This window comes from Sphingomonas sp. (assembly GCF_036388215.1).
In the GTDB taxonomy this organism is placed as follows: Bacteria; Pseudomonadota; Alphaproteobacteria; order Sphingomonadales; family Sphingomonadaceae; genus Sphingomonas.
Map to the genome: position 1 here is coordinate 305,353 of NZ_DASVSH010000031.1, position 19,075 is coordinate 324,427.

A 19,075-nucleotide genomic window follows, 5' to 3' on the forward strand; every position below is an offset into this window, starting at 1 on the left:
AGCGGGGCTTATAGCTTCGCGGGCCGGGGATGGAAGGGGTTCAGAACAACCGTTTTACCCAGCCGTGCGGATCGGGCGCGCGACCGCGCTGGATCGCGACCAGATCGCTCTTCAGCTTCTGCGCCACCATGCCCGGGCCCTGATTGCCGATGCCGAACTCGAAATCGCGACCCCGGACCTTGCCGATGGACGTGACCACCGCAGCGGTTCCACAGGCAAAGGCCTCGCGGAGCCGGCCGCTTTCGGCATCCGCCTTCCACTGATCGATCCCGTAGCGCTCCTCGCGCACCGTCAGCCCGGCTTCGCGGGCAAGCGTGAGCAGCGAATCCCGAGTGATGCCGGGAAGGATCGTTCCCCCCAGCGGCGGCGTCTGGATCGAGCCGTCTTCGAACACGAACATGATATTCATGCCTCCCAACTCCTCGACCCAGCGGCGCTCGACCGCATCGAGAAACACGACCTGATGGCAACCCTCGCGGATCGCCTCCGCCTGGGCCACCAGGCTCGATGCGTAATTGCCCCCGCATTTGGCCGCCCCGGTCCCGCCCGGGGCAGCGCGGGTATAATGCTCGGATGCCCAGAGCGTTACCGATTCCGCGCCCTTGAAATAAGCGCCGGCGGGCGAGGCGATCACGAGATAGGTGAATTCCGACGCGGGCCTGACGCCGAGAAACGTCTCACTGGCGAACATGAAGGGGCGCAGATAGAGCGATCCGCCTTCGCCCTCCGGGATCCAGTGGCGATCGGCGCGCACCATCTGGCCGAGCGATTCGAGAAACAGTTCCTCGGGCATTTCCGGCATCGCCATGCGCACCGCCGATTCGTTGAAGCGCCCCGCATTCGCCTCGGGGCGGAACAGCGCGGCGCCGCCGTCCGGCAGCCGATAAGCCTTGAGGCCCTCGAAAATCTCCTGCGCGTAATGCAGCACTGCGCAGGCCGGATTGATCTGCAAAGGCGCATGCGGCTGAACCCGCGCATTATGCCAGCCGTGGCCCTCGGCATATTGGATCACGACCATGTGATCGGTCAGCGCCTTGCCGAACCCCGGATCGGCCAGCACGCCCGCGCGATCGGCATCGGACACCGGATTCGGATGCGCCTCGAATTCGAAATCCAGGATCGTCGCATCTGCCATGTGCCGTCGTCCGCTCGCGCTCGCTGTTGGGTTGCGAAGGGTTAGGCGCGGTGGCAAACATGGTCAACATGGCTGCCCCAATTCCCCCCTCGCCGACAACGGCCTCGCCGCTCTTCCTGCGCGAGCCCGAGATTCGCCGCGGCGTGGAGCTGCTCTATTTCGGCTATTCGAACCTGACCCGGTCGATCGATGCGCGGCTGGCGGCCCAGGGGCTCGGCCGGGCGCATCATCGCGCGCTCTATTTCATCGCGCGCAAGCCCGAGCTGACGGTTAGCGAATTGCTTGCCCTGCTGGCCATCACCAAGCAATCGCTGGGGCGCGTGCTGGGCGAACTGGCCGAGCGCGGGCTGGTGGAGACGCGCACCGGCGAGCGCGACCGTCGTCAGCGGCTGCTGCGCCTGACCCCGGCGGGGGCGAAACTGGAAGGCGAAATGTTCGAAGCGCTGCGCGACAAGCTTGCGGGCGCCTATTCCAGCGCCGGCCAGGGCGCCGTCGGGGGCTTCTGGGCAGTGCTCGAAGGGCTTTTACCCGCCGAGGAGCGCGGACGGATCGACGCCCTGGGCAAATAGGCGAATTGCGCCTCGGCCCGGGGGCTTGGCAGCACCGCACGGCGGCCATACACCCCGCCGCGATGTCCCGTCTTGTCCCCCTATTGGCGCTTGCGCTCGCGGCCTGTGGCGGGAGCGGGCAGCGCAAGGATGATGCGCCGGTGCTGGTCAGCGCGATCGGCGGTCCGGCGCAGGCCGACGATCCAAGTGCGGGCCCGCTTGAAATGCCCGCCCGCGTGCTGCTCGGCGCGACCGCCCAGGGGCTGGTGCGCTTCGATGCCGCGGGACAGATCGAGCCGGGGCTGGCCGAACGCTGGATCGTGATCGACGACGGGCGCAGCTTCATCTTTCGCCTGCGCGAGGCGCATTGGAGCGACGGCGCGCCAGTGACCGCCGCCGAAGTCGTGCGGGCGCTTCGCCGCGCCGCCGCGCCGGGCAGCCGGAATGCGCTGTCTCCATTCCTCGTTGTGATCGACGAGATCGTGGAAATGACGCCCCAGGTGATCGAAGTGCGGCTCAAGCGCCCCCGCCCGGACCTGCTTCAGCTTTTCGCCCAGCCGGAGCTCGCAGTGGTGCGATCCGGCGCGGGCAGCGGACCGTTTCGCATCAGCGCCACGGGCAGGAGCGTATTGCTGCGCCCCGTGCGCGATGTGCCCACGGCGGACGATGCGGCGCCCGCTCCGGAAGAAACTCTCCGCCTGCGAGGCGAGCGCGCGGCACTGGCGCTTGCGCGGTTCAAGGCGGGGGATTCCGATCTCGTCCTGGGCGGAAGCTTCGCCGATTGGCCGTTGGTCTCGGCGGCAGGGATCGCCCCGGCGAATATCCGCGCCGATCCTGCTCTGGGGCTATTCGGGCTGGCGGTGACGCGGCGCGAGGGCTTTCTGGCCGATCCGGCGAACCGCGCGGCAATAGCCATGGCCATCGACCGGACGGCGCTGGTCCAGGCGGTAAATCCGGAATGGCGGCCGGTCGAGACACTGTTGCCCGCCCAGCTCGATTCGGCCGCTTTGCCAGCCACGCCGCCATGGGCGCAGCTTGCGCCCGAGGCTCGCCGGGCCAGCGCCCGGGCGCGGGTTACGGCGTGGCGGCGGAGCAATGGCGGGCCGACCGCCATCCGCATCGCGCTGCCCGCCGGGCCGGGCGCCACCCTGGTCTGGGCGCATCTCGCGCAATCGCTGCGCGCGATCGGCCTGGACCCGATGCGCGTTGCCATGGGCGACGAAGCCGAGCTGCGGCTGATCGACGCAGTCGCGCCCTATGACAGCGGCCGCTGGTTCGTCGCCACCGCATGCGTCCGATGCGGGGAAGCGGCCGCCGCATTGGTGGAAGCGGGGCGGGAAGCGCCGGACCTGCCGGCCCGTGCCCGCCGCATCGCCGAGGCCGACGCCGCCCTGGCTGCCGACGCCGGTTATATCCCTATCGCTCAGCCGCTCCGATGGTCTATCGTGGCGATGCGGCTGCGGGCGTGGCGGGGGAACAGTCGCGCGTGGCACCCGTTGAACCACCTGCGCAACGAATCGAGGTGAAATGTGGCCAAGGCGACGCGAATGAGTTCGGGACTGGGCCGCGACCTGCCACTCGGCACCGACGCGGCAGCGGTGCGCCGTCGCATCGAGGGCATGGAAAAACTGCTTGAGCGCGGCTTCACGATTCCGGGCACCAACCAGAAATTCGGCCTCGACGTGATCCTCGACCTGATCCCCGGCGTCGGCACCAGCATCGGCGCGGTGATGGGCCTCTACATGGCGTGGGAAGCGCGCAATCTGGGCATGCCGAAAACCGCGATAATGCGGATGTTCGGCAATGTCGGCGTCGATTGGGCGCTCGGCCTCATCCCATGGGTGGGCGCCATCCCCGATCTCCTCTTCCGCTCGAACTCGCGCAATTTGCGGATAATCCGCAAGCATCTCGACAAGCATCATCCTTCGAGCGCGGTGATTGATCAGCACTGATCGCGCGCGAAAGGTTAGTAGAAGGTTAGGCGAAGAGCGTGTTTCGCGCATACCGCCTATACCTGCCGAAAATTGTAAGGTCACTAGGGTCATACTAACGCGCCGCTTTCCACGCTGATCTTGTCCGCGATTTCAAAGAGCGGCGGCAGAACCGACCCGGCGCAGCCAAGCAGGCAAAATCCTACATTTCAAGCGGTTTTGAAATCGAGCCCAATATCGGCGGCAGGCGCCGATTGGGTGAGGCGGCCGACGCTGACATAGGTCACGCCGGTTTCGGCAATCGCGCGGATCGTATCGAGGCGGACACCGCCCGAAGCCTCAGTCGGCACGCGCCCGCTGACCAGCGCCACCGCCTCGCGGAGCATCTCCGGCGCCATATTGTCGAGCAGCAGGTGCGTCGCCCCCGCTTCCAGCGCGGGCGCGACCTGATCGATCCGATCGACCTCGACGATGATCCGCTCGATGCCCGCAGCCACCGCGCGACGCACCGCCTCGCCCACCGATCCGGAGACAGCGACATGATTGTCCTTGATCATCGCCGCATCCCACAGGCCCATCCGGTGATTGGTCGCGCCACCCGTCCGCGTGGCGTATTTTTCGAGGACGCGAAGCCCGGGGACGGTCTTGCGAGTATCCAGAAGGGTTGCTCCAGTACCTGTAATCTGATCCACATAGGTTCGCGTGAGCGTTGCGATTCCCGATAGATGCTGGACGGTATTGAGCGCCGACCGCTCTGCGGTAAGCAGCGCCCGGGCCTTGCCGCGCAACCGCATCAGATCGGTTCCACCAGGCACGCTGTCGCCGTCCCGCACCAGCCGTTCGATCGTCACATCCGGGTCCAGCGCGCGGAAGAACGCCTCGGCGATCGCCAGGCCGGCAACGGTAATCGCGTCGCGGCTGTCCATCACGCCGTCGAACACCGCATCGGCGGGGATGACTGCGGCGGAGGTGATGTCGCCGGCGCTGCCCAGGTCTTCGGCAAGGGTGGAACCGACGAAGGCGTCGAGATCGAAGCCAGGTAGCTGCAGGGTTTCGGGCATGGCGCGCTTTTGCCATAGTGCGCGCGAACCGCAAGCCGGAGGGGTGAATGGCGTTCAGGACATGGCCCGCCCCAATTACCGGTTGGGAGACCGTTCAGCTTGTCGCTGGCTTTGCAATCATGGTCACCGCGTTGGTGAACGCGTTTACCAAGGCGCAGTTGTTGACGCCTGTTTCGAATGCGTGGCTTATATTGTGCGCTGGGGTTGGCGCCATGATCGGTTGGCGACTCGGCAGACTGATCGTGCGAGTCAATCGCGACTCGATGGATCGCTTCAGAGGATACCTGCTCTCAGGCATCCTAACCTTCCTCGGAGGTTTTATCTTCATCGGCATGGGAAAGTCAGTGACCGCGAGGCACTCTTTTGCCCACGGAGGGATCGGGAGCTTTCGCAGTTTCCCAATCGTCCGCGTCACACACGACAAGCACGATTATAATCACTGGGCTATAATCAACCCATTCGGCCTTTGGCGGGGAGGAATGGTACCTTTGTCCGACCCCGACTATTCGATCCTGATGGGAGAATGTGGCCGAGAGTGCGCAGGCCGCTACTGCATTGAAGTGCCCGTCGAGACGTCGCCTGACGGATCGGTGCGCATGATGATGGGTGAAAGCGAGCAGAATCCGCCGAATCGCCGCCTAACCGATTGCTACGGCAACTCACTGGTCCCAAAGGTGACTGACCCCAGCACGCTGGACAGGGCTTCTAGTCCCCCTTCATCGGATTCCCACCGACCACCGGAACCGGCCCCAGATCGCCCTGGCCCACGGTCGCGCTCGCCATCTCCAGCATCCGGTCGAGGCTCTTCCTCGCCTTGAGCCGCAGGCCTTCCTCGATCTCGATGCGCGGGCTCAGGTCGCGGAGCGCCAGATACAGCTTCTCCATGTTGTTGAGCGCCATATAGGGGCAGATGTTGCAGTTGCAGTTGCCGTCCGCGCCGGGCGCCCCGATGAACTGCTTCTCCGGCAGCGCTTTTTCCATCTGGTGGATGATGTGCGGCTCGGTAGCGACGATCAGGGTCTGCCCAGGGAAGCTCTTGGCGAAATCGAGGATGCCGCGAGTGGAGCCGACATAATCGGCATGGTCCAGGATGTGTGGCGGGCATTCCGGGTGCGCGGCGATCGGCGCGCCTGGATGTTTCGCCTGGAGCTTCAAAAGCTCGGTTTCCGAAAACGCTTCGTGGACGATGCACACGCCCGGCCAGAGCAGCATGTCGCGCCCCAACGTACGCGTGAGATATCCGCCCAGATTCTTGTCGGGCCCGAAGATGATCTTCTGCTCCATCGGAATCTGGCTGAGTATCTTCTCAGCGGACGAACTGGTGACGATGATGTCGCTCAGCGCCTTCACTTCGACCGAACAGTTTATGTAGGTCAGCGCAATATGATCGGGGTTCGCGGCGCGGAAGGCGGCGAATTGCTCGGGCGGGCACGAGTCTTCCAGGCTGCACCCGGCGTTCATGTCGGGCAGCACGACGATCTTTTCGGGGCTCAATACCTTTGCGGTCTCGGCCATGAAACGCACGCCGCAAAACGCGATGACATCGGCGTCGGTCTCCGCGGCCTTGCGGCTGAGATCGAGGCTGTCGCCGACGAAGTCCGCAATGTCCTGCAATTCGGGCTTCTGGTAATAATGCGCGAGGATGACGGCGTTGCGCTCCTTGCGCAGCCGATCGATCTCTGCCCTCAGGTCCAGCCCCGAAAGGCTCCCGCCAATGCCGTTGCGTGCGTCCATGGCGCTCACATGGGCTCCACGGTCCTGCGGATCAAGGCATAGGAGGCGGCGGCGGAAAATCGAGGGGCGGCACGGCGGCTCCGGGATATCCCGCCGTCACCGCGCCATAGAGCCCGACGCCCAGGCTGCTGAACGCAATCACGCTCATCGCACATTGGAGCACCACCATCGTGCCGGCGCCCCACCACAAGCCGAGGTGGACGCGCCCGGTGCGCCGAAGATCGGCGGCGATCGCAATCGCGGGCCAGATCATCGTCGCAGCGAAAATGCCCCAGCTCGCATAGGGGATCATCAAAGGCGCGGGCAGCAGCCGCCCGAAAGCCGGCGCAGTCAGCATCGCCATGCCGCAGAAATGCAGCCGCCGATGCCAATCTGTGCGTCGCCTGAGGAGGATCGCCGCCGTGGTCAGACCCGCGAAACCCAGCACCGCCAGGTAATTCATCACCAGGAAATAGCCGGGTTCGAAGAAAAACGGCGCGGCTCCCCGGCGGACCATCGCCACCGTGGTCGCAATGCCGACGGCTACCATCACGACATCCAGCCCGCGCCGATCCAGCCGAGCGTGCGGTGTAGCCCCATCACGCCGCGATAAACGAAGATGTCTGGAGCAGGTACAACGCCACCCAGCCGAAAAAGACCAGAGCATGCACGTGGATCAGCAGCGGCGCGCCGAAGCTGGAGCGGCCCATCGCGAGGTGCAGCGAAAAGCCGGTGACCAATCGTGATGGCAATCGCCACCGCCATGGTCAGGAAAAACCGGTCGTCACGCCCCCATCCGGGCAGCGGTTCGGCAAGCGTCGCCATATCTTCGGCTCCCCCCAAGAAGCCGCAAAATAGCGCAGCTTTTCCAAGGCTCAACGTCAGTAGCGGTTGGCGATCACATCCGCGGGCCGGCGGGACTCGTCCCAGCGCTCCTGGGGGCCCCTGGTTTCGTCGGGGAAGAGAACTTCGACCGTGGCGTTCACGCCGACCGCCTTGAGCGGCATCAGGAAGCTGCGCTCGACAGCGCGGCGAGTGGCGTCGCGCGCCAGCCGCATCGGCATCTCCTCCCGCGCCTGGCGCACGAGCTCGACCTGCCCCGCCTTGCGATTGGCATCGTCCAGCTGATCCTCGATATTGGTGAGCGACATCAGGATGCCGCCTTCGCCATATTCGCGGATATTGTTGATATCGACTTCGGGGCCGATCGCTTCGACAGGCGGTAGCGTGATCGTCAGCTTGTTGCCGTTCCAGCTCAGATTTCGCTGCTCCAGCTTGGAAAGATCGACTTCGTAGCGGACCATGCCCGGCATGATCAGCGTCTTTTGTGCGCTGAGGCCCATGCGCGACTGCTTGGACGTGACGACCGCGACATAGCGCGCGGCGAACGTGGAAAGCCGGTTCTGCTCGCGCAGTCCCTCCAGGCTGGCCTGGGCCACCGTCACCGGGCTGGGCGCCATGAACTGGCGCTTGATCGTGTCGCCGAGAAACCAGAAGCCCCCCGCGACGACCACGAGCAGCACCAGCAGCGCGACGACCACGGCAGTGCATCCGTTCTTCACGCCGCGATCTTCCATGCCTCGCCCTCCTCGGCAACAATGCCGCGCTCGCGCAAGTCGATCAAATGCGCGAGCACCGAGCGTCCCGCTGCCCCGGTCAGCCGCGGATCCAGCCCAGCATACATGCGCTCGACCATCGCGGGAACCTCGCCGACATCGGCCTTGAGCAGCCGCAATATCTGACCCTCGCGCTGCTTTCGGTGACCGATCAGCCCGCGCACGAAGCGACGCGGCTTTTCGATGGGCTCCCCATGCGCGGGGTAATAGATCCGGTCCTCGCGGTGCATCAGCCGCTCGAGGCTCGCCATATAGGCCGCCATGTCGCCGTCGGGCGGGGCGACCACCGTGGTGGACCAGCCCATTACGTGATCGCCGGTGAACAGCGCCCCGGCCTCCGCCAATGCGAAGCAGATATGGTTCGAAGTGTGGCCGGGCGTCGCAATCGCGGTGAGGGTCCAGTCCGGCCCGCTCAGGCTCTCGCCGTCTCCGAGCACCCGATCGGGCGCGTAATCGCTGTCGAACGCCGCATCGGCACGGGGTCCCGCGTCCGCCAGCGAGAGGGGTGCGCAGCCGATGATCGGCGCGCCGGTGGCGGCCTTGAGCAAAGCGGCGGCGGGGCTGTGATCGCGGTGCGTATGGGTGCAGCAGATCGCCGCGATCTGGCGCCCCGCTATCGCGGCGAGCAGGGCATCCACATGTGCAGGCTCATCGGGGCCGGGATCGATCACCGCGAGCTTGGTAGTGCCGACCAGATAGGTCTGCGTGCCGGTATATGTGAAGGGTGAAGGATTGGGCGCCAGCACCCGCGTGACCAGCGGATCGATCGCAAGCACGACGCCAGTCGGGTGGGTGTCCATCCACGGGAGATGGCGGCTGCGGGCAGTCAACACAAGAGCGACACGTAAAGGGGCCGGCCGCGAAGGAATCGGCCGGCCCCTTCGTGAAGGGCGTTCGCAAGGGGCACTTAGCGAATGCCCTCCCCCTCTTGTCAGTCCCTGTCGGACGATTCCTTGCTCACTTCGGCGATTGCCTCATCGATGCCCTTGAGCGCCTTGGCCCGCTCGTCGGGCTTCAGCGAGCTGTCGTCCTCGATCGAGCGGCGAGCCATGCGCAGGCCCATCAGCGCGCTGCGCATGCCGAACTGCTTGTGGCTCATCGCCATGCGAGTGGCGTCGGCAGTCAACCGCTCGATGCGATCAGTGCAGACGATCATGATCTTCTTGCCGCCATCGGCGCGGTGCTCGACGGTGGGTTCGCCGTCCTTGCCGCCGCAGTTGCGGTTATGGATCTCTGGCATCTCGGCCAGGATCTTGTTGACATCGGGCATCTCGGTCTCGCTGCGGGTGCCGTCGGCGTGGACGATCACGAACTTCGTGATGCGCTTGCCGTCCTTATTATCCTCGCTGGTGTAGACGCGCTTTTCGACCTTCTCGGGGCGCTCCGGCTTTTCTGGCCGTTCGGGTTTCTCCGGCTTTTCGGGAGCCTCGAGCCGGGCGAGCGGTGCCGGTGCATCCTGGCGCAGAGCCACGCCGGTGACGGCCTCGACCTTGTTTCTGATCTCCTCGGCCGCCTGGGTTCCCGAGGCAGTGAGCCCGAGCGCCGCGAGGCTGATGGCGCTAATGCCCACCAGTCCCGTCGCGATGCGCGCAGGCGACAATTTATTGTTCTTCGAAAGCATGCGTAACCTCCCTTTGACTTCGTTTATCGTGTGCAGATGACATGCCGCCGAGACCGCGCCCCCATGCGCCGACTTGACGATCGCGCGCCCATAAGCGTGGCGCAGCGCCTGTGCGCGGCCCGCAAGCACGAGGGCGTCGCAGGCCATTTCCTGATCGGCGCGAAAGGCGCGAAAGGCCTTCCAGGCGACCGGATTGAACCAGTGGGCGGCTAGGACAACCAGCGCGACCCAGTTCGCGATCAGATCGCCGCGGATATGGTGGCCAAGCTCGTGCGCAAGTGCCAGATCGCGCTCCTGCTCATCATAGCGCTCCGAGAAATCGCGCGGAAAGGCGACATATTTGCGGAAAACGCCGAAAGCGAGCGGGCCATGCGCGGCATCGGTCTCGATCACGCGCACCTTGCCGTCTGCCACGGTGCGGTCGATCCGCGCGCGGCGAAGCAAGTTACGGCAATAGCGCCTGTGCGAGATCAGATGGTAGGCAAGGAAGATCAGCGCCCCCGCCACCCACAGGGCAAGTACGGTCGCCCCGGCGTTCATCCCCTGCGACACCAGGGTCGGCGGCACCAGCGCGACGCTGGCCTGGTGCCCGGCCAATTCCACATTGGCCAGTATCGCGGCCTGAGCCATCTCCGGGGAGATCGTATCCGGGTTCATGATCCCGACCGCCACGCCCGGCGCTTCGGCAGCTTGGCGCGCGAATGGGGCAAGCAGGCGCGTCAAGGTCCAATCGCCCGGCAGCGGCGGCATCAGGATGCGCAGCAGCGGCAACAGCCACAGCGCATAGGCGATATACGGCCCGAATGTTTTGCGTACCGGCGCGCGGATCGCGAGCACCAGCAGCATCAGCAGCGTGCTGGCGACGATGGTTTCCAGGACCCAGCCGGTCAGCCAGGCGGCGCTCACGACTTGAGGTCCTTCAGCAGCGCCTCGATCTCGGCGATGTCCTGATCGGTGATCGCATCGCGCTCGGCGAGGTGGGCGACCAGCGGCGTGAGCTTGCCGCCGAACAGGCGGTCCATCAGCTTGCGCGATTCCCCGGCAACATAATCGTCGCGTGCGACGAGAGGCCGGTAGCGGTAGCGCCGCCCCTCCTCCTCATGCCCGATGATGGATTTGGCGAGCAGCCGCCCGAGCAGGGTCTTGACCGTATTGGCGCTCCAGCCGCGCTCGGTAGGCACGCGCTCGACGACTTCCTGCGCAGTGAGCGGCGACTTGCTCCACAGCACTTCCATCACGGCATGCTCGGCATCGCTGATGCGTTCGGTCATCGGTCCCTCTTTCCTGACTACTTATGTAATCCTCTCGATTACGTCTGTAGTCAAGTGGCTGAACGCTGGCTGAACGAGTCCGCGCAACCGTTGGCGCCACGCGGACCGGAACGGTGTCGAAACTGTCGGACAGGCTTACAATCGGGAGGTGATGATACAGCGCGTTAACCACATAAACGCTTGAAAAACCGTCGCGCCGTCAAACTGGCACAGTCACTGCAGCAGATAAGATACCCCGAGCGTTCGTCGCTTCATTCAGGGTGGGTCGACCAGCTTTTTACCGGTCTCGCGTCGGCCCACCCGCCCCGGGGCTCCCCAGCGAAATCACTTAACTCCCGGATAGGCGCACAGGCGGAAGCGCGATTCGTCGCGGCCCAGAAAATCGCGGCGAGACGGCGAAGTGTACGACACGTCTTTCATGTCGATCGCAAGCTCGGGACCACTCTTCAGCGCAACGCCGCCAACTTCCCCATATCCACTCTCGCGAAGCGCATAGAGTATGCCGTTCGTCCTGCCTCCCGACTCGGCTCCTGCGGGAACAACAACGTAGCGAAGGCCGCGACATTCGACTCGTCCGCGCCCATTCCATTGTGCCGCCGTGGCGGTGGACTTGAACAGCACGCCGTACACTTCGGGCCAGCGATCGGCCTTTTCAGGCAGCCAGGGGATCGCCGTGCCCGGCCCACCGCCTGAATAATAGAAGTCGCCGACATAGACGGCGACCCTGGCCGCGCTCTTGAGCCACGAAGCGGCCTCGTGCGCCTGGGGCTTCTCGCTAGTGGGGCAATCGGACCGCCGAGCATCGAAGCAGAGGCGGACCAGTACCGCGCGCGCCGCCGTCGCGGCATCCTTGGCGATAGCGGGGTTGGAGCGTGCCGGAGCGGCCATTGCCTGGAGTTCGGGTCGAAAGCGGCCGAGCTTGTGCAGGTCCTTCGCCCAAGGTTCGGTGTTGATAATCTCCGAGGCCGCATGCGCGCGGAGCAGCCACACCAGTGCATCCGCCGCCCCCATCGCCCGTCCGATCTTGATAGCCTGCACGGGCTGCTCAGCGGCGCAATCGGCGGCGCCGAGCGCCTGGGCTTCGGCGCGGGATAACTGATATGCGGCGGAGAGCACTTCCATGGGGATGATGGAGTGAACATAGTCGAGCGAGGCGGAGAGCGCAGTGCGCCCCATCGCGCTCATTCCCTTGCAATGATTATCGACGCTCGTGATGTACGAAATGCGCACCGCCGTTTCGACATAGGGCTTGTAAAGCTGATATTGTTGGGCGGGTGACAATTCGCGCGTCTGGCCCCACGACCCGGATGCGGTGGCAAGCCCCGCGCATAACATCGCCGCCGTAAGCACTCGCCGCATTTCCGCTCCCCTTTTGCTCCGGCCCAGCCTAGGGGCCGAACGCGGCGGGCTCAAGCGGTGGCGTCGTCCTCGTCGGCGAGCATCTCCGCCAGCTCGCCGCTTTCGTACATCTCCATCATGATGTCCGATCCGCCGACGAACTCGCCCTTCACGTAAAGCTGGGGAATCGTAGGCCAGTCCGAGAACGCCTTGATGCCCTGGCGGATGCCCTGGTCCTGGAGGACATCGACGCTTTCAAATTCCGTATTCAGGTGATTGAGGATCGCCACCGCGCGGCTGGAAAATCCGCATTGCGGGAAGAGCGGACTGCCCTTCATGAAGAGCACTACCTCATTGCTCTCGACCAGCTCCTTGAGCCGGGCCTGTACGTCATCGCTCACTTGCTTACTCCTCTACCGGCGCTTCGGTGGTTAGCTGGAGCGCGTGAAGCACGCCGCCCATCCGCCCGCCGAGCGCTGCATACACCGCCTGATGCTGGCGGACCCGGGGCATGCCCCGAAACATCGGCGCCACAACGCGCGCCGCATAATGATCGCCGTCACCCGCCAGATCGGTGATCTCGATCCGGGCATCGGGGATACCCGAGCGGATCAGTTCCTCGATTTCGGACGCGGCCATAGGCATGTTACTTGACTTCCATGAGCTGGCGGCGCGCCTCGACGGCCTGCTCGACCAGCGCGCGGCGCACATCGGCATCATCGACCTCTATGCCGGCGGCGAGGAGATCGCCGAGCACCTTGCGGATCACGTCTTCGTCGCCCGATTCCTCGAAATCGGCCTGAACGACCGCCTTGGCATAGGCATCGGTCTCCTCGGGCGTCAGCGCCATCTTGGCGGCCGCCCATTGACCGACCAAACGATTGCGCCGCGCAGTGACGCGGAACAACATGTCCTCGTCGCGCGCGTACTTAGCCTCGAATGCGCGCTCGCGGTCGTCGAAAGTGGTCATAATCTACCCCTGGATGCCGTCGCTCCGAGATAGGAGGGCGACCCAGGCATGGCAACCCGATCCTCCCACGCGTGCGCAGGATTAGATCCTGACCACGACCTTTCCGATAACCTGCCGCGCGCCCATCTTGGCGATCGCCGCGCCGCCGTCTTCCAGCGCGAAGGTTTCGGTGACGCGCGGATTGATCCGCCCTTCGCCCCATAAGCGGAAAAGCCGCTCGACATGCGCCTGGTTCGCCCTAGGATCGCGCGCGGCGAATGCGCCCCAGAAGACCCCGCAGACGTCGCAGCTCTTGAGCAAGGTCAGGTTGAGCGGCAGCCGGGGAATGCCGGCGGGAAATCCCACCACCAGATAGCGGCCCTCCCACGCGATCGAGCGCAGCGCGGGCTCGGCATAGTCACCGCCGACGGGATCGTAGACCACATCGGCGCCGTTCGGGCCGACCGCGGCCTTGAATTGCTCGGCCAGCGCCTTGCTGGCGTCCTTGTCGAACGGGCCAGGGCCATAGACCAAAGTCGCATCCGCCCCGGCGGCCCTGGCGGCCTCCGCCTTTTCTTCGGAGGATACCGCCGCGACGACGCGTGCGCCGAATGCCTTGCCCAGTTCGATCGCCGCGAGCCCGACGCCGCCCGCCGCGCCGAGCACCAGCAGGGTCTGCCCCTGGGTCAGCTTGCCGCGATCGAGTAGCGCATGGATCGTCGTGGCGTAAGTGAGCAGCAGGGCGGCGCCGTCCTCGAAGCTGCGGCCTTCGGGCAGGCGGAACAGCCGCGCTGCTTCGATCGCGATCTTCTCGGCGAGCCCGCCATGCCCGGTAACGGCGATCACGCGGTCACCCACCGACCAGCCCGAAACGCCCTCTCCCACGCTCTCGATCACGCCCGCGATTTCGCCACCCGGGGCGAAGGGGCGCTGCGGCTTGAACTGGTATTTGTCCTCGATGATCAGAACGTCCGGATAGTTGATCGCGCACGCTTTCACGGCGACCACGACTTGCCCCGTGCCGGCCCGGGGATCGGGCAGTTCATCCAGGCTCAGCGTTTCAGGTCCGCCGGTCGCTTTCGACAAGAGTGCCTTCATGTCCCGCTCCCACCTTTATCCACGGCCGTGCTTCGGCGGCACCGGATTCGAATTTCGAAATCGCGGTATCCCTTGCCAGCGTCATGCCGATCTCGTCCAGCCCTTCGAGCAGGCATTGGCGGCGGAACGGATCGAGTTCGAACGGAAAGCGATCCTGGAAGGGCGTGGTGACCGTCATCGTCTCCAGATCGACCGTGATTTCGTCGGTCCTGGCCACTTCGACCAGCCGATCGACCGCTTCCTGCGACAGCACGACCGGCACGATGCCGTTCTTGAAGGCGTTGCCCGAAAAGATGTCGCTGAAGCTGGGCGCGATCACGGCCTTCACACCCATGTCCGCCAGCGCCCAGGCGGCATGCTCGCGGCTGGACCCGCAGCCGAAATTGTCGCCCGCGATCAGCACCGGGCTGCCGGCATAAAGCGGATCGTCGAAGACATTGCCGGGCTCCGCGCGCACCGTTTCGAATGCGCCCTTGCCCAACCCCTCCCGCGTAGTGGTTTTCAGCCAGTGCGCGGGAATGATGATGTCGGTGTCGATATTCTTGGCGCCCCATGGATAGGCGCGCCCTTCCACCTGGCGAACGGGTTCCATCAGCGGGCAAACTCCGGAAATGCGCCCGCCCGGAAAATCAGCGGACGACGGCGGGCCCGTCCGGCCTGGGCACCGTGCCCGCATACGCCGCGGCCAGGCCGCTGAGCACCGTTCCGGCAATAAGTACGATCAACGCACGCTTCATGTGACACCCCCTCACGCATCCGCCGACATCAGCTCCCTGACATCGGTGAGGCGCCCCGTCACCGCCGCGGCCGCCGCCATTGCGGGGGATAGCAGGTGCGTCCGCGCGCCCGGACCCTGCCTCCCTACGAAATTTCGATTCGAGGTGGAAGCACAACGTTCGCCTGCGGGCACTTTATCGGGGTTCATCGCGAGACACATCGAGCAGCCGGGCTCACGCCACTCGAATCCGGCCGAAATAAAGACCTGGTCGAGCCCCTCCGCCTCGGCCTGGCGCTTGACCAGGCCCGAGCCCGGAACCACCAGCGCCTGGCGCACGCTTGTCGAGACCCGGCGGCCGTTCACCACCGCCGCGGCGGCGCGCAGATCCTCGATCCGGCTGTTGGTGCAGCTGCCGATAAAGACATGCTCGATAGGGATGTCCTGCATCGCGGTGCCCGCTGTGAGTCCCATATAATCGAGCGACTTTTGCGCTGCGACGCGCTTTGACGGGTCAGCGAAGCTCTCCGGATCGGGAATAGTGCCGGTGATCTGGACCACATCCTCCGGGCTGGTGCCCCAGGTGAGCGAGGGCGCGATATCGCTGGCATGAAGCTGGACGCTGCGGTCGTAGCGCGCGGCGGCATCGCTGGGCAGCGTCCGCCAATATGCCACGGCCCTCTCCCATGCCTCGCCTGTCGGCGCCATCGGCCGGCCCTTCAGATAGGCGAAGGTCGTCTCGTCAGGCGCGATCAGCCCGGAGCGCGCGCCGCCCTCGATCGACATGTTGGAGACGGTCAGCCGCCCCTCGACGGACATTGCCCGGATCACTTCGCCGGTGAATTCGATCACATGCCCCGTGCCGCCGGCCGCGCCGATCTTGCCGATGATCGCGAGCACGACATCCTTGGGCGAAACCCCGAAGCCGAGCGCGCCATCGACGCGCACTTCCATGGTCTTCGATTGCTGGAGCAGCAATGTCTGCGTCGCCAGCACATGCTCTACTTCGCTGGTGCCGATGCCGAATGCGAGCGCACCCAGCGCGCCGTGCGCCGAGGTGTGGCTGTCGCCGCAGACGAGCGTGGTCCCCGGCAAGGTGAAGCCCTGTTCGGGGCCGATCACGTGCACGATCCCCTGGCGCGCATCGAGCGCATCGATATAGGGGACGCCGAACTCGGCAACGTTGTTGCGAAGCGTCGAAAGCTGGTTGGCGCTTTCGGGATCGGCGATTGGCAGCGCGTTTCCCGCAGCATCGACGCGCGCGGTGGTGGGCAGATTATGGTCGGGAACTGCCAGCGTCAGATCGGGCCGGCGCACCGGCCGCCCAGCGGCGCGCAGCCCCGCAAATGCCTGAGGGCTGGTCACCTCGTGGACAAGGTGCCGATCGATATAGATCAGGCACGTGCCGTCATCGCGGCGCTCGACCACATGATCGGCCCAGATCTTTTCATAGAGGGTGAGGGGTCGGCTCGCCATGCGCCGGCTCTAATCGAATCGTGCGCGCCTGCAAGCCGCCCCGCAATTTTGCGTCGCGAAGCTGGGCTATTGCGGTGGCGCCTTGGCAGCCTCGCCCTTCAGGTAGGCCTGGATCGCTTCGATCTCCTGATCCGTGAACCAGGCGAAGCTTCCGCGCGCCACTTCGCTCATCACGCCGTGATCGGGCTTGGAGCCGACCCCCGTGCGCAGCAAAGTCTTGAGCTTGGCGGGATCGTAGGCCGCGACCATCGGCGCGAGGGCAGGGACCTTGGTCGATCCGTCTTCCATCACCGCATCGACTTGCAATTTATGGCAGGCGGCGCACGCAACATCGACGAAGTAGCGGCCCGTGTCGGCCGGGCGTTTGGCTTCGGAAAGTTTCGCCGAATTCGCCTGGGCCGGCAACATGCCCGCCAGGACCAGCGCCCGGCCCAGCGGGCCGAACGATGTCGTCGCCTTCGAATCGCTCGGCTGTGGCTTCAGCGTACGGATCCAGGCCACGATCCTTCCCGTATCATCGTCCGAGAGGTGTGCGAGGGCATGGCTCGGCATGATGAACAGAGTCGATCCGTCCTTGTGGACACCCTGTCGGATCGCCTGGACAAGCTCGGCATCGGTCATGCCCGCGGCCACTTGCGCGAGCGGTGGCGGCGCCACACGGCCCAGCATCGGCACTTCGAACAGGATTCTCCCTTCGCCATTAGGTCCATGGCAATCCCGGCAACTGGCGATCCGCGCCATTCGCGCGCCTTCGGCGATCGAGGCCTGGTCCGTCGGAATGGCGATCTGCGCTTCAGGCACCGCATGCCCCTTGCGCATCACCCATTCCGAACCCGCATAAACGATAACCAGCGCCAGCACGATCAGGCCGGCAAGCCCGATCAATCCACGAACGATCCACCGCATTTGAAACCCCCGTTTCGATAACGATACGCGACGAACGGCGCACAGGGCATCAAGCCGCGCCAACCTCCTTCGGCGAGATATAGCACGGATCGTGCGCGAAGGGCAGGTCATGCCCAGCACGCAGCGCATCGAGCACCGCAGCAAATCCGGTCTCGCACCGGAAGCCGAGCTCGCGCTCGGCCAGCCCGGAATCATAGACGCGGCCGATCGAACGGGGGAGTTCCCAGCCTTTCGAGGCATATAATTCGGGCGCATCGGGGAAATGCCGCGCGATGACGGCGGCGGCATCATTCTTGAGCGCTGCCGCTTCTGTGCGGCCAAAGGGCGTGGGGGCCGAGATGATATAGACACCGAACCCGATCACCGGGGCGCGCTCCAGCGCCGCGATGTGTGCACGCGCCGCATCCTCCACCGTCAGGCGGCGGTGTAGCATCTCATTGGCCTTCAAATTCTCGCCCGATAGGGTGCGATGCGTGTCGTCGTCCTCCGGAAAGAAGCGCGCGGTGCGCAGCACGATGCATGGCAGCCCCCGCTCGGCCCATGCCAGGCGGCAGAGATGCTCGGCGGCCAGCTTGGTGGCGCCATAGATATTGCGCGGCTCGATGGGTCCGGACGTTTCGTCGAGCCATACCGCTGCGTCGCCAGCCTCGTCGCGGATCGACTGGCTGATCATCAGCGACGTGGTCGAAGTGAAGACGAAACGGTCATGCACCGCCGCTGTCGCTGCTTCGAGCAGATTAAGCGTTCCAGTCACGTTGACGTCGATAAACGCTTGCCGGCCGTAGCGCGCGATATCGGGCTTGTGGAGCGCGCCGGCGTGAATCACCCCCTCAATCCCGCGCTCGCCGAACACCCGGTCGATCAGCGGCCGATCCGCGACCGAGCCCAGCACATCGGTGTCCGCGCCGGATGCCACGTCGAGGCCGATTACTTCATGCCCCTGTTCCCGCAGCATCGGCGCGAGGAAACGGCCGAGCCAGCCCGAGCTTCCGGTCAGCAGTACGCGCATTATGCCGCGACGGGGACCGCTGGCGTCCTCGCCTCGACCGACTCGTTCGCGTCCTGCCATTCGCTGCGCCGCTTCACCCAGGGATTGAGGAACAGGAACGGCAGCTTGAGGAACAGCAGCTCCGAATGGATGAAGGTGTCGATCGCCCGCTCCCACCATCTGGGCTCACGCTTGCCGTTCCCCTTGAGCCAACCGTCATAAGGCGCCCAGTGGCTCGGCTCGTCGCGCTCGATGACCTGAAAGATCCTGATCAGCGCCTTGTCGGGCTTCACCAGCGGATGCTTGAGCAGGACCAGGACCTGCTTGTGCCCGCGCTGCTCAGTGAGCGAAATCACGCGGCACAATTTCTCGAACTCATCGTCCTCCGCGATGATCCTGTCCGTATCGAGCTGGTCGATCGTCCGGCGGAAAATGATCTCGACGAATCGGTCGATATGACCGCAAGTCCGGTCGACGAGGAGGGGCATCTGGCCGCGCAGTTCGAACCAGCGCTTGAACATCACATAATGCTTGCGCTCGTCGGCGCGGTGCTTCTCGATGTCCGCGATGAGTTGATGATCGTCGGGGGCACGGGCACGCACCGCCTCCAGCACCCGGTCTATGCTCGTATAGCCCCGGTGCTCGTTATAGATGTAGATCGAGCCGAGCAGGTCGAGATATCGGCGGCGGAAGGCGGATACCAACATGC

The 19,075-nt window shown here is 65.1% G+C and carries 22 protein-coding genes; 3 read left to right on the top strand and 19 right to left on the bottom strand.

From position 1 onward, the window contains the following. Positions 1–40: 40 nt before the first annotated feature. Positions 41–1,135, bottom strand: a complete 1,095-nt coding sequence (locus tag VF617_RS13845; protein WP_331015476.1) for a branched-chain amino acid aminotransferase — start codon at positions 1,133–1,135, stop codon at positions 41–43. Positions 1,136–1,203: 68 nt separating this feature from the next. On the opposite strand from VF617_RS13845, the gene VF617_RS13850 reads away from it, so the two are divergent. The 3 genes from VF617_RS13850 (at position 1,204) to VF617_RS13860 (ending at position 3,635) form a co-directional block, all read left to right on the top strand. Continuing rightward, the gene (locus VF617_RS13850) at positions 1,204–1,704 is read left to right on the top strand and encodes a helix-turn-helix domain-containing protein (protein WP_331015477.1); all 501 of its coding nucleotides are present in this window, start codon (positions 1,204–1,206) and stop codon (positions 1,702–1,704) included. A 62-nt stretch (positions 1,705–1,766) separates the two neighbouring features. Next, complete coding sequence (locus VF617_RS13855; protein WP_331015478.1) at positions 1,767–3,209, top strand: ABC transporter substrate-binding protein; 1,443 nt, start codon at positions 1,767–1,769, stop codon at positions 3,207–3,209. 21 nt (positions 3,210–3,230) lie between these two features. After that, a complete protein-coding gene (locus VF617_RS13860; protein ID WP_331015479.1) occupies positions 3,231–3,635 on the top strand; it encodes a DUF4112 domain-containing protein in 405 nt (134 codons plus the stop codon). A 188-nt stretch (positions 3,636–3,823) separates the two neighbouring features. On the opposite strand, the gene nadC is transcribed toward VF617_RS13860, so the two are convergent. The 18 genes from nadC to VF617_RS13950 form a co-directional block, all read right to left on the bottom strand. Next, the gene (gene nadC, locus VF617_RS13865) at positions 3,824–4,675 is read right to left on the bottom strand and encodes a carboxylating nicotinate-nucleotide diphosphorylase (protein WP_331015480.1); all 852 of its coding nucleotides are present in this window, start codon (positions 4,673–4,675) and stop codon (positions 3,824–3,826) included. Between the two features lie 705 nt (positions 4,676–5,380). Beyond that, positions 5,381–6,409: a quinolinate synthase NadA gene (gene nadA / locus VF617_RS13870; protein ID WP_331015545.1), complete on the bottom strand. Its 1,029-nt coding sequence runs from the start codon at positions 6,407–6,409 to the stop codon at positions 5,381–5,383. A 31-nt stretch (positions 6,410–6,440) separates the two neighbouring features. After that, positions 6,441–6,938: a hypothetical protein gene (locus tag VF617_RS13875; RefSeq protein ID WP_331015481.1), complete on the bottom strand. Its 498-nt coding sequence runs from the start codon at positions 6,936–6,938 to the stop codon at positions 6,441–6,443. Next, positions 6,938–7,213, bottom strand: coding sequence for a hypothetical protein (locus VF617_RS13880; RefSeq protein WP_331015482.1), 276 nt, complete (start codon positions 7,211–7,213; stop codon positions 6,938–6,940). Before VF617_RS13880 ends, VF617_RS13875 begins: the two co-directional genes overlap by 1 nt. A gap of 56 nt (positions 7,214–7,269) precedes the next feature. Then, positions 7,270–7,965 (bottom strand): DUF4230 domain-containing protein, encoded by a 696-nt coding sequence (locus VF617_RS13885; protein ID WP_331015483.1) that lies wholly within the window; start codon positions 7,963–7,965, stop codon positions 7,270–7,272. Continuing rightward, complete coding sequence (locus VF617_RS13890) at positions 7,947–8,804, bottom strand: MBL fold metallo-hydrolase (protein ID WP_331015546.1); 858 nt, start codon at positions 8,802–8,804, stop codon at positions 7,947–7,949. The genes VF617_RS13885 and VF617_RS13890 overlap by 19 nt, the downstream gene beginning before the upstream one ends. A 131-nt stretch (positions 8,805–8,935) precedes the next feature. Then, positions 8,936–10,531 carry a M56 family metallopeptidase gene (locus VF617_RS13895; protein WP_331015484.1) on the bottom strand — a complete coding sequence of 532 codons (1,596 nt, stop codon included), beginning with the start codon at positions 10,529–10,531 and terminating at the stop codon, positions 8,936–8,938. Continuing rightward, positions 10,528–10,896 (bottom strand): BlaI/MecI/CopY family transcriptional regulator, encoded by a 369-nt coding sequence (locus tag VF617_RS13900; protein WP_331015485.1) that lies wholly within the window; start codon positions 10,894–10,896, stop codon positions 10,528–10,530. The genes VF617_RS13895 and VF617_RS13900 overlap by 4 nt, the downstream gene beginning before the upstream one ends. 324 nt (positions 10,897–11,220) lie before the next feature. Beyond that, positions 11,221–12,255, bottom strand: coding sequence for a hypothetical protein (locus VF617_RS13905; protein ID WP_331015486.1), 1,035 nt, complete (start codon positions 12,253–12,255; stop codon positions 11,221–11,223). Positions 12,256–12,305: 50 nt separating this feature from the next. After that, the gene (gene grxD, locus VF617_RS13910; protein ID WP_331015487.1) at positions 12,306–12,635 is read right to left on the bottom strand and encodes a Grx4 family monothiol glutaredoxin; all 330 of its coding nucleotides are present in this window, start codon (positions 12,633–12,635) and stop codon (positions 12,306–12,308) included. Positions 12,636–12,639: 4 nt separating this feature from the next. After that, the gene (locus tag VF617_RS13915) at positions 12,640–12,879 is read right to left on the bottom strand and encodes a BolA family transcriptional regulator (RefSeq protein WP_331015488.1); all 240 of its coding nucleotides are present in this window, start codon (positions 12,877–12,879) and stop codon (positions 12,640–12,642) included. Position 12,880: 1 nt separating this feature from the next. Continuing rightward, complete coding sequence (locus tag VF617_RS13920; protein WP_331015489.1) at positions 12,881–13,204, bottom strand: DUF1476 domain-containing protein; 324 nt, start codon at positions 13,202–13,204, stop codon at positions 12,881–12,883. Between the two features lie 81 nt (positions 13,205–13,285). Next, the gene (locus tag VF617_RS13925; RefSeq protein ID WP_331015490.1) at positions 13,286–14,281 is read right to left on the bottom strand and encodes an NADPH:quinone oxidoreductase family protein; all 996 of its coding nucleotides are present in this window, start codon (positions 14,279–14,281) and stop codon (positions 13,286–13,288) included. Further along, complete coding sequence (gene leuD / locus VF617_RS13930) at positions 14,244–14,873, bottom strand: 3-isopropylmalate dehydratase small subunit (protein ID WP_331015491.1); 630 nt, start codon at positions 14,871–14,873, stop codon at positions 14,244–14,246. Before leuD ends, VF617_RS13925 begins: the two co-directional genes overlap by 38 nt. Before the next feature lie 156 nt (positions 14,874–15,029). Further along, positions 15,030–16,472 (bottom strand): 3-isopropylmalate dehydratase large subunit, encoded by a 1,443-nt coding sequence (gene leuC / locus VF617_RS13935; RefSeq protein ID WP_331015492.1) that lies wholly within the window; start codon positions 16,470–16,472, stop codon positions 15,030–15,032. Between the two features lie 66 nt (positions 16,473–16,538). Beyond that, entirely contained in the window at positions 16,539–17,378 is an 840-nt protein-coding gene (locus tag VF617_RS13940) for a c-type cytochrome (RefSeq protein ID WP_331015493.1), read from the bottom strand. A gap of 49 nt (positions 17,379–17,427) precedes the next feature. Beyond that, positions 17,428–18,387: an NAD(P)-dependent oxidoreductase gene (locus VF617_RS13945; protein ID WP_331015494.1), complete on the bottom strand. Its 960-nt coding sequence runs from the start codon at positions 18,385–18,387 to the stop codon at positions 17,428–17,430. Beyond that, positions 18,387–19,073, bottom strand: coding sequence for a ferritin-like domain-containing protein (locus VF617_RS13950; RefSeq protein WP_331015495.1), 687 nt, complete (start codon positions 19,071–19,073; stop codon positions 18,387–18,389). The genes VF617_RS13945 and VF617_RS13950 overlap by 1 nt, the downstream gene beginning before the upstream one ends. Positions 19,074–19,075 lie beyond the last annotated feature (2 nt).

Bases quoted from the DNA above. Each gene is read 5' to 3' on its own strand.
- VF617_RS13845 (WP_331015476.1), bottom strand. From the start codon at position 1,135: ATGGCAGATGCGACGATCCTGGATTTCGAATTCGAGGCGCATCCGAAT.
- VF617_RS13850 (WP_331015477.1), top strand. From the start codon at position 1,204: ATGGCTGCCCCAATTCCCCCCTCGCCGACAACGGCCTCGCCGCTCTTC.
- VF617_RS13855 (WP_331015478.1), top strand. From the start codon at position 1,767: ATGTCCCGTCTTGTCCCCCTATTGGCGCTTGCGCTCGCGGCCTGTGGC.
- VF617_RS13860 (WP_331015479.1), top strand. From the start codon at position 3,231: ATGAGTTCGGGACTGGGCCGCGACCTGCCACTCGGCACCGACGCGGCA.
- nadC (WP_331015480.1), bottom strand. From the start codon at position 4,675: ATGCCCGAAACCCTGCAGCTACCTGGCTTCGATCTCGACGCCTTCGTC.
- nadA (WP_331015545.1), bottom strand. From the start codon at position 6,409: ATGGACGCACGCAACGGCATTGGCGGGAGCCTTTCGGGGCTGGACCTG.
- VF617_RS13875 (WP_331015481.1), bottom strand. From the start codon at position 6,938: ATGGTAGCCGTCGGCATTGCGACCACGGTGGCGATGGTCCGCCGGGGA.
- VF617_RS13880 (WP_331015482.1), bottom strand. From the start codon at position 7,213: ATGGCGACGCTTGCCGAACCGCTGCCCGGATGGGGGCGTGACGACCGG.
- VF617_RS13885 (WP_331015483.1), bottom strand. From the start codon at position 7,965: ATGGAAGATCGCGGCGTGAAGAACGGATGCACTGCCGTGGTCGTCGCG.
- VF617_RS13890 (WP_331015546.1), bottom strand. From the start codon at position 8,804: ATGGACACCCACCCGACTGGCGTCGTGCTTGCGATCGATCCGCTGGTC.
- VF617_RS13900 (WP_331015485.1), bottom strand. From the start codon at position 10,896: ATGACCGAACGCATCAGCGATGCCGAGCATGCCGTGATGGAAGTGCTG.
- VF617_RS13905 (WP_331015486.1), bottom strand. From the start codon at position 12,255: ATGCGGCGAGTGCTTACGGCGGCGATGTTATGCGCGGGGCTTGCCACC.
- VF617_RS13915 (WP_331015488.1), bottom strand. From the start codon at position 12,879: ATGCCTATGGCCGCGTCCGAAATCGAGGAACTGATCCGCTCGGGTATC.
- VF617_RS13920 (WP_331015489.1), bottom strand. From the start codon at position 13,204: ATGACCACTTTCGACGACCGCGAGCGCGCATTCGAGGCTAAGTACGCG.
- VF617_RS13925 (WP_331015490.1), bottom strand. From the start codon at position 14,281: ATGAAGGCACTCTTGTCGAAAGCGACCGGCGGACCTGAAACGCTGAGC.
- leuD (WP_331015491.1), bottom strand. From the start codon at position 14,873: ATGGAACCCGTTCGCCAGGTGGAAGGGCGCGCCTATCCATGGGGCGCC.
- leuC (WP_331015492.1), bottom strand. From the start codon at position 16,472: ATGGCGAGCCGACCCCTCACCCTCTATGAAAAGATCTGGGCCGATCAT.
- VF617_RS13940 (WP_331015493.1), bottom strand. From the start codon at position 17,378: ATGCGGTGGATCGTTCGTGGATTGATCGGGCTTGCCGGCCTGATCGTG.
- VF617_RS13945 (WP_331015494.1), bottom strand. From the start codon at position 18,387: ATGCGCGTACTGCTGACCGGAAGCTCGGGCTGGCTCGGCCGTTTCCTC.
- VF617_RS13950 (WP_331015495.1), bottom strand. From the start codon at position 19,073: ATGTTGGTATCCGCCTTCCGCCGCCGATATCTCGACCTGCTCGGCTCG.